At 63.9% G+C, this 12,583-nt stretch carries 9 protein-coding genes; 6 read left to right on the top strand and 3 right to left on the bottom strand.

Annotated features, from left to right (window positions below):
• The first annotated feature begins 129 nt into the window (after nucleotides 1-129).
• Nucleotides 130-867 carry a trehalose-phosphatase gene (gene otsB / locus Q0319_RS08525; protein WP_296463468.1) on the top strand — a complete coding sequence of 246 codons (738 nt, stop codon included), beginning with the start codon at nucleotides 130-132 and terminating at the stop codon, nucleotides 865-867.
• A gap of 11 nt (nucleotides 868-878) precedes the next feature.
• Nucleotides 879-2,267 carry an alpha,alpha-trehalose-phosphate synthase (UDP-forming) gene (otsA, locus tag Q0319_RS08520; RefSeq protein ID WP_296463469.1) on the top strand — a complete coding sequence of 463 codons (1,389 nt, stop codon included), beginning with the start codon at nucleotides 879-881 and terminating at the stop codon, nucleotides 2,265-2,267.
• A 6-nt stretch (nucleotides 2,268-2,273) separates the two neighbouring features.
• Here the strand turns inward: otsA and Q0319_RS08515 are convergent, their stop codons facing one another.
• Nucleotides 2,274-3,167 (bottom strand): 2-dehydropantoate 2-reductase, encoded by an 894-nt coding sequence (locus tag Q0319_RS08515; protein WP_299451792.1) that lies wholly within the window; start codon nucleotides 3,165-3,167, stop codon nucleotides 2,274-2,276.
• Between the two features lie 357 nt (nucleotides 3,168-3,524).
• Here Q0319_RS08515 and Q0319_RS08510 point away from each other — a divergent pair, with 357 nt between their 5' ends.
• Nucleotides 3,525-5,417, top strand: coding sequence for an ABC transporter ATP-binding protein (locus Q0319_RS08510; protein WP_299451790.1), 1,893 nt, complete (start codon nucleotides 3,525-3,527; stop codon nucleotides 5,415-5,417).
• 42 nt (nucleotides 5,418-5,459) lie between these two features.
• Here Q0319_RS08510 and Q0319_RS08505 read toward each other — a convergent pair whose 3' ends face one another.
• Together Q0319_RS08505 and Q0319_RS08500 are read right to left on the bottom strand one after the other, a co-directional pair.
• Nucleotides 5,460-7,712 carry a polysaccharide biosynthesis tyrosine autokinase gene (locus Q0319_RS08505; protein ID WP_299451789.1) on the bottom strand — a complete coding sequence of 751 codons (2,253 nt, stop codon included), beginning with the start codon at nucleotides 7,710-7,712 and terminating at the stop codon, nucleotides 5,460-5,462.
• 52 nt (nucleotides 7,713-7,764) lie between these two features.
• Nucleotides 7,765-8,904, bottom strand: a complete 1,140-nt coding sequence (locus tag Q0319_RS08500) for a polysaccharide biosynthesis/export family protein (RefSeq protein ID WP_296463476.1) — start codon at nucleotides 8,902-8,904, stop codon at nucleotides 7,765-7,767.
• 249 nt (nucleotides 8,905-9,153) lie between these two features.
• Between Q0319_RS08500 and Q0319_RS08495 the strand changes: the two genes are divergently transcribed.
• Genes Q0319_RS08495 through Q0319_RS08485 form a run of 3 tightly spaced genes read left to right on the top strand, consistent with a single transcriptional unit; the run spans nucleotide 9,154 to nucleotide 12,477 of the window.
• On the top strand, nucleotides 9,154-10,560 hold the full coding sequence (locus Q0319_RS08495) for an undecaprenyl-phosphate glucose phosphotransferase (protein WP_296463478.1): 1,407 nt from the start codon (nucleotides 9,154-9,156) through the stop codon (nucleotides 10,558-10,560).
• Nucleotides 10,550-11,047: an NUDIX domain-containing protein gene (locus tag Q0319_RS08490; RefSeq protein ID WP_296463480.1), complete on the top strand. Its 498-nt coding sequence runs from the start codon at nucleotides 10,550-10,552 to the stop codon at nucleotides 11,045-11,047. Before Q0319_RS08495 ends, Q0319_RS08490 begins: the two co-directional genes overlap by 11 nt.
• Nucleotides 11,044-12,477, top strand: a complete 1,434-nt coding sequence (locus Q0319_RS08485; RefSeq protein WP_296463482.1) for a mannose-1-phosphate guanylyltransferase/mannose-6-phosphate isomerase — start codon at nucleotides 11,044-11,046, stop codon at nucleotides 12,475-12,477. Before Q0319_RS08490 ends, Q0319_RS08485 begins: the two co-directional genes overlap by 4 nt.
• The last annotated feature ends 106 nt before the right edge of the window (nucleotides 12,478-12,583 follow it).

Here is a 12,583-nt window from a genome sequence, read left to right as displayed (position 1 = left end):
ACATAGAGCGCGCATCCACAGGCAATGACCGGAACGAACGAAAGCTCTCCTTCGTTTTCTTTCCTCAGAAACCTGCTTGCCGATACCCTGAGACAGGGCACAGCCCCTAGCCAAGGCCCTGCTCCCGACTTGGCACGCTGCGCCTTCTTTTTCGACCTGGACGGAACGCTTGCGCCGATCGCGCCGATGCCGGACGCCGCGGCGGTCCCCGCCTCCACGATCGCCCTGCTGCAACGCCTGCAGCGTGCCACGCAAGGCGCTGTGGCCGTGGTTTCGGGCCGTGCCCTCGACACGATAGACCGCATGTTGCAGCCGCTGCGCCTGCCTGCCGGCGGCCTGCACGGCGCGCAATGGCGGGCGCCCGACGGGCGTCTATGGGAGGCGTCGGTCGACCCGGATGAATCCGCGCGCCTGCGCGGCGCACTCGCCGCCATCGCTGCACGGCATCCAGGCCTATACCTGGAAAACAAGGGACTCTCGTTCGCGATTCACTACCGACAAGCCCCCGGCCTGGAGGACCGGGTCAGGGAAGAAGTGCGGGCGGCAGCCGAACCTTTCAGCTCACGCTACGCACTCCAATACGGGAAGATGGTCGTCGAGGTCAGGCCGCGCGGCGCGGACAAGGCCCGGGCCATCGAACGGTTCATGACCGTCGATCCGTTCTCGCGCCGCATGCCCATCATGGCGGGAGACGACCTGACCGACGAACCGGCGTTCCAAGCCGTCAACCGGTTGGGTGGCGTCTCGATCAAGATAGGCGGCGGCGACACATCGGCGTTATGGCGACTGGCGGATCCGGCTGCCCTCGCGCTCTGGCTGAATGGTCTCCTGGCCCTCGCTTCGCGCGGCGCCGGGAGCCGCGTATAGAGGATCACGGAATGAGCAAACTCGTCATCGTCTCCAATCGCGTGCCGTCCGCGGCCGTCGGAAGAAGCAGCGCTGGAGGCCTTGCCGTTGGCGTGCTCGACGCGCTCAAGCGGCAGGACGGCCTCTGGTTCGGATGGAACGGCAAGATCGAGGAGAATCCCGCCGAAGCCGGCCTGTCCACCTATCGCATCGGCCGCCTCGACTGCGCGACCACCAGTCTCTCCCGCGAAGAATACGACGCGTACTATCGCGGCTTCTCGAACGGCACCCTATGGCCCGCCTTCCACTACCGGGTGGATCTCGCCCGGTATGCCTCCCGGGAGTACGCCGGCTACATCGCCGTCAACGAGCGGATGGCCTCCATGCTCATGGAACTCGTCGACGAAGATGACCGGATCTGGGTGCACGATTACCATCTCATCCCCTTTGCGCGCGCCTGTCGTCGCAAAGGCTTGCGCAACCGCATCGGTTTCTTCCTCCACACGCCCTTCCCGTCCGAAGGCGTGCTGCGCACCATCCCGCCCCACCGGGAACTGGTGGAAGCCCTGTGCGACTATGACCTCGTCGGCTTCCAGACTCGCGGCGACGCACAGGCCTTCCTCGATTACGCGACGCGGCGGCTCGGCCTACCCCTCGATGCCGACGGCGTGCTGCGCACCCGTTCCCGGCGTGTCCGCGTGGGGCACTATCCCATCGGCATTCTTCCCGACGAGATACAAAACAAATCCAAGGCGCGCAGCCGCTCCAAGCTGGTCACGACGCTCAAGCAAGGGCTGCAGGAGCGCAAGCTCATCATCAGCGTGGACCGCCTGGACTACAGCAAAGGGTTGGTCGAACGCTTCAACGCCTTCGAGCGCCTGCTGGAAACCTATCCCAGCCACTGCGGACGCGTCAGCTTTCTCCAGATCGCGCCGCCGTCCCGCTCGGACGTCGAGGGCTACCGCCACATCCGCCGGCAGCTGGAAAGCACCGCGGGCCACATCAATGGCCGATGGACCGAGCTTTCCTGGACGCCCATCCGCTACATGAACCGCGCATACGACCGCGCTGCGCTGTTGTCGTTCTTCCGTGCCTCCCAGGTCGGCTTTGTCACGCCGCTGCGCGACGGCATGAACCTGGTGGCGAAGGAGTACGTGGCAGCCCAGGCTCCAGAGGACCCTGGCGTGCTGGTGCTTTCCGAATTCGCCGGCGCGGCCGACGAGCTGGCGGACGGGGCGATCATCGTCAACCCCTATGACATCGAGGCGATGGCCTGCGCCCTGCATCGTGCGTTGAACATGCCGCTACCCGAGCGGCTCGAGCGCCACGGCCACATGATGCAACTCCTGCGCGACAACAGCATCCGGCAATGGCGCGATCATTTCCTTGCCGACCTCGAGCCGCTGGCAGTCGCGGCATAAGGCGGCTCACCCGCCCCGGCTCTCCATGAGCCTGACCAGGGTTGCGAGGGTGCGGTTCACGGGCGTCGGGACGCCGAGCTCGCGCCCCTTGCGCACGATGTAGCCGTTCAGGTGGTCGATCTCGCTGCGCTTGCCGCGGGCCAGGTCCTGCGCCGTCGACGACAGCTGCGTCGGCATGGTTTCGCGGATGCGCAGCACCGCATCCCACGGATTGCCGGGCACGCTCACGCCCAGCCTGCCCGCCACCGCCAGGCATTCGTCGACGACGTCGCGCATCACGTCCAGGACCTCCCCTTGTTGGGTGAGCGGGCCGTAGGGCATCTGGGCGATGGCCGACAAGGCGTTGTACGCGCAATTGAGGACGAGCTTGGCCCAGAGCTCGCCCACGGCGCTCTCCGACACCGTTGCCGGAATGCCGGAGGCGTTCAACACGGCAGCGATCTCCTCGCTGCGCGTGGACCGGCCGAGCACCAGCTCGCCGCGTCCGTGATGGCGCACGTGCCCCGGGCCGGCCATCTCCACCGCGACGTAGACGACGGTCGGAATGACATGCTGGGCCAGCAGTGCCTGCAGGCGCTCGGTGTTGTCCACGCCATTCTGCAGGCTCAGGACGACTGCGTCGGCGCAAAGATGCGAACGGATCATCCGCCCGGCCGCTTCGGTATCGGTAGATTTCACGCAGAACAGCACGAGCTCGGCGCCTGCCACGGCCTCCGGCCCTTCGGCGGCCTGTAGCTGGACATGCCCCCGGTACGAATGCATGTCGAGCAGCAGCCCGCTGCGCCGCACCGCCTCCATGTGCGCAGGCCTGCCGATCAAGGTAACGCGGTGTCCGGCCCGTGCAAGCATCCCGCCGTAGTAGCAGCCCACGGCGCCCGCTCCCATTACTGCAATGTCCATCTCGTCCTCTGACTCGCTATTTGCGCTGATTCCCGCCCCTGCGCGAGGCGCGGCAAGTGTATTCCGCCCACGACGCGGGCGCGGTCGGTCGTTGCCCATCGTCGCACGCGTTGCTAGACTGTACGCCAAAACTCAAGCGCCGCCCCCGACCGCCAACCCCTCCCGGAAGACGCCGCAGCCCCATGGCTTGCAACGTCTCCCGCATGGTTCCGCGTCCTTTCCAGCTCATCGCTCCGGCAGGGTCCCGACCGCGGACGCACGACCGTCCGCCTCCGCACCGCCATGCGTCCGGCGGCCAGGCATGCTTTCTTCCGGACTTTGAAGACCCGGCTCGAAGCCGAGCACGGGCCCTCGCATATGGCTTTCAAGAAACTCGACTTCCGCGGTCCCTCCTTTCGGAGCGTGCTCGGCTTCACGTTCCGCCACTGGGCCGCGCAGCCCTGGCGCATCCTGGCCATCCTCCTCACCATCCTGCTCTCCACGCTGACCGACGTCCTGACACCCATGTACGCGGGCAGGCTGGTCGACGCCGTGGCTGCAGGTGCGGCGCGCGACTCAGCCTGGCACGCCGCACTCACGGCATTCTGGCTGATCCTCGCCCTGGGAGCGGGAAGCACGCTCCTGCGCCAAGTCGCCTTCCGGAACATCATCGTCTTGACGCTCAAGATGATGAGCCAAATCGCTGGCCGGGCCTTTCATCGCGTGCAGCGCTTCTCGACCGACTGGCATGCCAATACCTTCGCGGGGTCCACCGTGCGCAAGATTACGCGCGGCATGTGGGCGCTGGACCTGCTCAACGATACCCTGCTGATCTCCCTGTTCCCCTCGCTCATCATGCTGGTCGGCGTGACCGTGGTGCTAGGCGTGAGCTGGCCCCTCATGGGCGCCCTGGTCGGGGTCGGGTCCGTGCTGTACGTGGCAATCACCGTGGCACTGTCGCTGGGATACGTCGCGCCAGCCGCACGTCTGGCCAATGCCTGGGACACCAAGCTGGGGGGTGCATTGGCCGACGCCATTACGTGCAACGCCGTCGTCAAGGCGTTCGGCGCGGAAACACGCGAAGAAGAACGCTTGTCCCGCATAGTATGGAAATGGCGGGAACGCACTCGCCGCACCTGGCGGCGAGGCACCCTCAATGGTGGCATACAAGGAGGCATGCTGCTGCTCATGCAAGGCGCCATCGTCGGCTCGGCCTTGCTGCTGTGGGCGGGCGGGCAGGCAGGCCCTGGAGACATCGCCTTCGCGATGACCGCCTTCTTCATACTCAAAGGCTATCTGCGCGACGTAGGCATGAACGTGCGCAACTTGCAACGGTCGGTCAACGACATGGAAGAACTCGTCGCGCTCGAACGGCAGCCCCTGGGCGTCGAGGACGCGCCAAACGCGCGCATCCTCGTCGTGCGCCAGGGAGAAATTTGCTTCGAGCGCGTGCACTTCCGCTATGGGACGCATGACCGACCTCTCTACGAAGACTTCTCGATACGCATCGCCCCGGGCGAACGCATCGGGCTGGTCGGCCCCTCCGGCTCCGGCAAGACGACGTTCATCAAGCTGATCCAGCGCCTGTACGATGTGACCGGCGGCCGCATCACCATAGACGGGCAGGATATCTCCCGCGTCCGGCAGGACTCGCTGCGCCGGCAGATCGCCATCGTGCAGCAGGAACCCATCCTATTCCATCGATCCTTGGCGGAAAACATTGCCTATGCCAGGCCGGGAGCGACGCGAGAGGAGATCGAACGCGCTGCGCGCCTGGCGAACGCCCACGATTTCATCGCGGCCCTGCCGCGCGGGTACGACACCCTCGTGGGCGAGCGCGGCGTCAAGCTCTCGGGCGGAGAGCGCCAGCGCGTGGCGCTGGCGCGAGCCTTCCTCGCCGACGCACCCATTTTGATCTTGGACGAAGCCACCTCTAGCCTGGACAGCGAAAGCGAAGTGCTGATCCAGCAAGCAATGGAGCGGTTGATGGAAGGCCGCACCACCCTCGTCATCGCCCACCGTCTCTCTACCGTGCGGGCGCTTGACCGGCTGCTGGTCATGGACCGTGGCAAGGTCGTGGAAGAAGGCAGCCACGAATTGCTGATCCGCAGGCCGAACGGCGTTTACCGCCGCCTGTTCGAGCGCCAGGCGCTGGAACTGACCCGGGGTCTATTCCTCGATGCCGATGCAAGGCGCGACGGCGAGGCGGGCGACTGGCTTGCCGAGCCGGACGAGCTCGCCCAAGCAAACGAAAGCGCGCGCCTGCCCTAGCGATCCCCGCAGCCGCGATGGGCCGCCGGGGATCGGGCCACCCTACGTCCGGTGTGGCTCTTCGCTGTAGTAATCCGCGCGGGCGTAGCGGTAGTTGCCATACTTGGGCCGGAACCCATAGCGCTTGGGCAGCAGCTTAAGGCCGTTGAACACCAGGCCGTCCACCGGCGCACCGGCTTCCACCAACCGCTTGGCCGTCTCCCGGATTTCGCCGACCGTGTTCATGCCATCTCTCACCACGATCACGACGGCCGCCGCGTGCACGCCCACGGCCGCGGCATCCGAAGAAGAAAGCACCGGGGCAGTATCGACGATGACGAGGTCGTAGTCTCGCGCCAAGGCATTGAGCGTATGCGCAAACGTCGACGAGGCGAGCAGCTCGGACGGGTCGAAGGCCACGATGCCGGTGGAAATGAAGTCCACGCCTTCGGCAACGTTCCGCTTGTTCACCTTCTCAACCGACGTGGAGCCGGCAAGCACTTCGAACAGCCCCGGTTCTTTCGGCAGATTGAAGTAACGGTTCAACTGACCTTTCCGGAAATCGGCGTCGATGAGCAGCACGCGTTTTCCGACCGCCCCCTGGATAAAAGCGTAGTTCGCCGAAACGAAAGATTTTCCCACGCCCGGGATCGGGCCGGTGAACACCAGGATATTGCTGACCGAATGCTGCAGCGACTTCTGCATGACGCCACGCAACGCGCGCAGGCTTTCGATGGACGGGTCTTTGCCCCGCTTCTGCGCCAACAAAGGCTGCACGCCCGTATTGCGCTTGAGCGCATGCCGCCACAAGCGCTCGTGCGCTTCGCTGTACGGAATGGTGCCGAGCACGCGCAAGCCGGTAAACCGCTGCGCTTCGTCCGGATCCGTCAAGCCACCGAACAAGGCATTGCGCATCAGGGCCAGCAACGTGCCGCCCACCAGCCCGATGCCCGCCGCCACGGCAAGGATGATGCCGGGTTTGGGCTGCACGGGCTCCTCCGGCACTTCGGCCATGTCAAGTATGCGTACATTGCCGATCTTGCCGGCACGGATCAGCTTGAGCTGCTGGGCGTTATTCAAGAGCGCCGTATAGAGCTCGGTGTTCACCCTTACGTCGCGCACCAGCCGCACGACGTCTTGCTCGAGATCGGGCAGCTGCCGGATGCGGTTGTTGAGCCGGCCGATGTCCGCATTCAACGATGCGATTTGCTGGTCGATGGCAATGATGCTGGGGTGGGAACGCGAGAAGCGCGTATCCAGCTCGCTGCGCCGCGCACGCAGTTCGACGACCTTGGTCTGGGCCTCGGTAGACTGGGCGAGTATCAGCTTGGCTTCTTCGCTCAGGTCAATGGTCCCGCGTGAGTTGCGCAACGCGTTGTACCGCGACTCGGCCTCGTCCAACGCCTTCTTCATGGCGGGCAACTGGCTATCCAGGAAAGCCAGCGAACGCTCTGCCTGCTCGGCGCGGCGATTGACGTTCTGGCGGACGTACTCCCGCCCGATCTCGTTGAGGATTTGGGCGGTCAGGATCGGGTCATTGCCTTCAAAGGTGGCCCCGATCACGCCGGACTGCCTCCCGCGCTCGAACACGGCCAGGCGCGCCTGCACCGATTCCTCGGCCATCAACCTCGACCACCGGCGCACCGTGAAGTCCGTGCCCGGCGCCGCCTGGAGCGCATCGATCTGGATGTCGATCGACCCGTCCGGCACGATGAACCGCTCGAGCCTCCCGACTGTTCCTTCGAAGGCCAAGCCGTGCGTCCGGTCGTAGAATCGGTAGCGGCCGTCGCCGAGCGCGGTGATCCTCAGCTTCTTGGTCAGCAACGAGTGCGGCACGTCCAGCTTGCTGACGGCGATGAGCTCCTCGCCCCAGGCGTAGCCGTTCGGCGGCAGCCATTGGGAGATCACTTTTCCGTATTTCTTCTCCGCCAGCCAGCGGCCGACCACGGGGAAGTAGTCAGGCGATGCATCGATGTAGAGCCGGTACCGTTCCACGGCAGCCCGGACGACGGTGCGCGACCGCAGTATCTCCATTTCCCCCGTCGTGGCCGGCTTGACGTCGAACATGGCGGATACGTCGCCTAGCAGTGTGCGTGCCGGTGACGTGGGTTGCTCTTCCTCGACCTGCACCAGGATGTCAGCCCGGTAGACGGGGCGGGCCAACATTAGGTACAAGGCGGCAGCTCCGAGCGCCACCAATAGCGTCGCCAGGATGGACCACCGCCGCGTCACCACTGCATCCACATACGACGATACGGGGGTCTCCGGCCGTCGGACGGGCGTAGAAGGCTCGAACGATTCAATAGGCAAGGTCATCGTCAGCTCGCTTGTAAGGGTTTGGTCTTCATCAAACAGTCCTGGGCGTCGCTCAACGGTCGTCGATGCGTGCGGCGGTATAGGCAGTCTGTGCGCTCGGGAACAGCAGGCTGACGAAGCGATTCCAGCGACCCAGATTGCCGGTATCCACGAACACGACATCCTTGGGCTTGAGCTCGAACTGTTCTGCAACGGCTAGGGCGGAAGCCGAACTGGCATCCAGGTGATAAACGTCAGGTAACGCCTCCGGCGTCGTCCGCACGACGAAGATCTGCGATGGATCGACGGTGTTCTGGTTGAGCCCGCCAGCGTTGCCCAGCGCTTCGGTCAGGCTCATGCGTCCGTCGCGCAGGGTCATGGCTTGCGGCGCGTTCACTTCGCCCATCACGAAGATCTTGCTCTCTTCCCGGGGGGACACGCGCACGATGTCACCTGGCTTGAGCATGATCTTCGTCAGGTCCTGGCCGCGCGCGATCAACCGGGGCAAATCCAAGCGCACAGCTTGTCCGCCCCGGAGCACGTACACCCGGCTTCGGTCCGCCGACGGCAGCAACCCGCCGGCCCGGTTGATGGCCTCCATGAGGTTCAGTGGCAGGTCGTTCATGGCGACTGCGCCGGGGTTCTTCAACTCACCCTCCAAATACACCCGCTTGCTGCGGTAGCCGAGCACGCGCACGGTGATCTGCGGGTTGCGGATATAGTCGACAGCGTTCTTAGTGATCAAATCCCGGACCTCGGTCTCAGTCAATCCGGCCACCTTCACTAGCCCCAGGTACGGGAACTGGATGTAACCCTCAGCCGATACCGGATAGCCCGGAATGTTCGAAGACGAATCCCCGAGGGTTAGTTCCGTCGCGCCGGCCCCAATAGCGTAGGTTTGGGTCGGAAGCACGAGTTCCGGATGGTCCCAAACGACGATCGACAGGATGTCGCCCGGCCCGATCACATAGGGCATCCCTTCTCCTGCCAGGGCGTGATACGCGGTATCCGCCTCGGCTTCGCGAACGCGCTTCTCCTCGAGGACCAGGGAAGGCGTGATCCGCGTAATGCGGGGAACCGAGTTCGGATCGTTGGGGTCGACGGGCCAGTCGGGGTCGAAGCGCATGCCGGGCGCGAATGCGCACGCCCCGAGCGTAGAGAGCGTCAAAGCGAGGATGACGACTCGAACGGTAGTAGTAAAGAAGTCTTTCATGGCAGCTCGCGGTGGGTGACTACGTTGGCTGATGAGACCCGATGCAATCGGGTTGCCACCATTCCACCTTTTTTTGCCATCCCCGCCCATTGGACGGACGGTTTAGGTCCTACATCATCCCTCTCTTCATCCATCCGGTTGTTTCGCTGCACCACGCCGCTCAATAAGCTTTTCCACGTGGCGACCCGGGACTTCGCCAATCCATTGCATCAATCTGCGTACGTTCCCCATACCACCTAGGAGTGCGTAATGGAGTCGGCTTTTTCGGAATCCGAGCGCGTGAGTGGTGCGCCCGTCCTATATCGACTATTCGACGCCAGCCTCGTCGTGGCATGCGGACTGGCTGCGGCTGAGTGGCGGCTGCCTTACGGCACGAACATGGCGCCTGCTCCCATCCACCTTTTCCTGATCGCCTTCAGCACCTTGGCCGCGCTGCTGGTGTTTCCCGCGTTCCGCCTCTACGGTTCATGGCGCGGGAGACAGCTCAGCGAACTGCTATTGAGGACGCTGGCTGCATGGTGCACGGTCTACGCCTTGGGCATCCTGCTCAGCTTTCTTCTCGATATGAGCGCCATCGTTTCTCTGTCCTGGGCATCCTCTTGGTTCCTGTTGACGGCGCTCTCGCTCATGGGCCTGCGACTCGGCATCTACGCCGCCTTGGCGGCCATGCGTGACCGCGGGCTGAATCAAAAACGTGTCGTCATCATCGGATTCGGCGCCCTCGGGCGCGAACTCTGGCGACGCGTCGAACACTACCGGGCAACGGGCTATGAGGTTGCTGGCATTTATCCAGGCACCGATGAAAAGCTCCCCAGCTGCGTGCGCCGGCTGACGTCGCTAGAGGGACTGTCCAATTTCCTGCGATCTGCAAATGTCCGGGAAGTCTGGATCGTGCTTCCCATGGAGCAAGGGCAGAAAGTGCACGAAGTGCTCTACCAACTTCGCAATGACCTGGTCGAAATCCGTTGGATCCCGGACGTCATGTCGATCCGCCTGCTCGGCCACCGAATCGACAACTTCATGGGCCTGCCCTCCATCCATTTGAATAGCCTGCCCGCAATCGGCATCCGCGGCTGGGCCAAGGAAGCCTTCGACCGCGTCTTCTCGCTTTGCGCCATCCTCGTCTTTTCTCCCCTCATGTTGGTGATCGCCATCCTGATCAAACTCACGTCCCCGGGGCCGGTCTTGTTCAAACAGCCACGGCTCGGCGTGGACGGAAAAATCTTCAACGTCTACAAGTTCCGGACGATGAAGGTCCACGAGGAAGTCGGAACAGTCACGCAAGCGACGCGCAACGACAGTCGCGTCACTCGCATCGGCGCATTCCTGCGCGCCACCAGCCTGGACGAGCTTCCGCAGTTTTTCAACGTACTCAAGGGCGACATGTCCGTCGTAGGGCCTCGCCCGCACGCCCTGGCGCACAACGAGCTCTACAAGGACGTGGTTGACCGCTACATGATGCGTCACCGCGTCAAGCCCGGCATCACGGGTTGGGCCCAGGTCAACGGGTACCGGGGCCAGACGGAAACCATTCACAAGATGCGCGCCCGCATCGAGTTCGACCTGTACTACATACAGAACTGGTCGTTCCTGATGGACCTGCGCATCATCGCCAAGACGGCGCTTACTGGCTGGACGGGTCGCAATGCGTACTGACGTTCCGTCACGGCCCCAGGCCGGCTATCTGAGCAACGAGGACTTTCGCAAGGCAGTAGACATGCTGCCGCTCGTCTCCATCGACTTGCTGCTGCGCAATAGCGACGGCGCCTACCTGCTCGGGCTGCGTCGCAACCCCCCGGCCAAGGACACCTGGTTCGTGCCGGGCGGGCGCATCCGCAAGAACGAGACGCTGGCCCATGCGCTTGCGCGCATAGCACGCGAGGAACTGTCGCTCGTTCTTCCTGCTTCCGCCTGGACTCCGAAAGGCGTCTACGAGCACTTCTATTCCGTCAATTTCGCCGAGGAACAAGGCCGGGCGACCCATTACATCGTACTTGCCTTCGAAGCCTCGGTCGCGGCGGACGCGTTCACCTTTCCCCTTGGACAACACCGCAGCTACCGCTGGATGTCTCCCGGCGTCGCGGGCGCACACCCCGACGTTCACCCATACACCCAAGCCTACTTCAAGGAGAGCGTCTCATGACCGACCTCCCTGCCCGTTTCCGAGCCGTCGTATTGTGCGGAGGCGCAGGCTCCCGCCTATGGCCGCTTTCGCGCGAATCGCTCCCCAAGCAATTCATCAGCCTGAACGGCTCCCGCAGCCTGCTGCAGAACACGTTATTGCGCCTGGGCTATGCCAACGCGGAGCACCGGCCCATATTCGTGTGTAACGACGTGCATCGCTACATTGCCAAGGAGCAGGCGGAAGAAGTGGGGGTGACGGACGTCGAAATCATCCTCGAGCCCTGCGCCCGCAACACTGCCCCCGCCATTGCCTGCGCCGCGCTTCGCGCCATGGACGACGATCCGGACTCGGTGTTGTTGGTCATGCCATCGGACCACGTTCTCGAGGACGGGCCTTCCCTGCGCAAGGCCTTCGCCTCCGCCTACGCCCACGCCGCCCGCGGCGCGCTGGTGACCTTCGGCGTCACGCCGACGTCTCCTCAAACGGGTTACGGCTACATCCAGGCGGGCGGTCCGGCCGCCGACCAGGGCGATGCATTGAACGTGCGCCGCTTCGTCGAAAAGCCGCCCGCCGACCAGGCCAAGCGCTTCTTGTCCGAAGGCGGCTACTACTGGAACAGCGGCATGTTCGCGTTCCGCGCATCCACCTATCTGGCGGAACTCGAGCGGTGCGCACCCGCCATGCTGGAAGCCGCCCGTGCCGCCGTCGCCGACGGCAAGGGCGATCATGCGACCTTCCAGCTGGACCCAGTCCACTACGCATCCTGCCCTGCCGACTCCATCGACTACGCCGTCATGGAGCACACCAGGAATGCGGTCATCATTCCGCTCGATTGCACGTGGAGCGATGTGGGCACCTGGGACAGCGTCTGGAGCATCGCCGAGAAGTGCCCGGACGGCAACGCCATCCACGGCGACGTGCTGCTCGAGGACTCCCGCAATTGTTTGGTGCACGCTACCCACCGCATGGTGGCGTCCATCGGGCTCGACGATATCGTCGTGGTAGAAACTGCCGATGCCATCCTGGTCATGCACAAGAGCAAATCGCAGGACATCAAGGGCCTGGTGGAAAAATTCAAGGTCTTGCACCGCACCGAGATCACGCAGCACCGGCAAGTCCAGCGCCCTTGGGGCTGGTATGACTCCGTGGATCGCGGCGAGCGCTATCAAATCAAGCGCATCACGGTCAAGCCGGGCGCCCGCCTCTCTTTCCAAATGCACCACCACCGCGCCGAACACTGGGTGGTCGTCTCCGGCACCGCCCGCATCTACAACGGCGACAAGCAGTATCTCCTGACCGAGAACCAGTCTACCTTCATCCCATTGGGTGAGGTCCACAGCCTGGAAAACCCCGGCAAGATCCCCCTGGACATCATAGAAATCCAGTCCGGGCCCTACCTCGGCGAGGACGACATCGTCCGGTTCCAGGACATGTATGGACGGGTCTGATCCCGCCGCCCGTCCTAGACCCTTTGATCGATATCCACCGCGAAAACTGCAACGTAATCTTTTCACCACTGGCCGACTCTTTTCGGCCGAGCGTCCAGCCATAAGG

It is taken from the genome of uncultured Pigmentiphaga sp. (assembly GCF_937950555.1).
Classification (GTDB): Bacteria; Pseudomonadota; Gammaproteobacteria; order Burkholderiales; family Burkholderiaceae_B; genus Pigmentiphaga.
The sequence above is the reverse complement of the archived record's forward strand: the minus strand, read 5'-3'. Positions and strand labels throughout refer to the sequence as shown.

Coding starts and splice junctions, on each gene's coding strand:
- Q0319_RS08515 (WP_299451792.1), bottom strand. CDS start 3,167: ATGGACATTGCAGTAATGGGAGCGGGCGCCGTGGGCTGCTACTACGGC.
- Q0319_RS08500 (WP_296463476.1), bottom strand. CDS start 8,904: ATGAAAGACTTCTTTACTACTACCGTTCGAGTCGTCATCCTCGCTTTG.
- Q0319_RS08510 (WP_299451790.1), top strand. CDS start 3,525: ATGGCTTTCAAGAAACTCGACTTCCGCGGTCCCTCCTTTCGGAGCGTG.
- otsA (WP_296463469.1), top strand. CDS start 879: ATGAGCAAACTCGTCATCGTCTCCAATCGCGTGCCGTCCGCGGCCGTC.
- Q0319_RS08490 (WP_296463480.1), top strand. CDS start 10,550: ATGCGTACTGACGTTCCGTCACGGCCCCAGGCCGGCTATCTGAGCAAC.
- Q0319_RS08505 (WP_299451789.1), bottom strand. CDS start 7,712: ATGACCTTGCCTATTGAATCGTTCGAGCCTTCTACGCCCGTCCGACGG.
- Q0319_RS08495 (WP_296463478.1), top strand. CDS start 9,154: ATGGAGTCGGCTTTTTCGGAATCCGAGCGCGTGAGTGGTGCGCCCGTC.
- Q0319_RS08485 (WP_296463482.1), top strand. CDS start 11,044: ATGACCGACCTCCCTGCCCGTTTCCGAGCCGTCGTATTGTGCGGAGGC.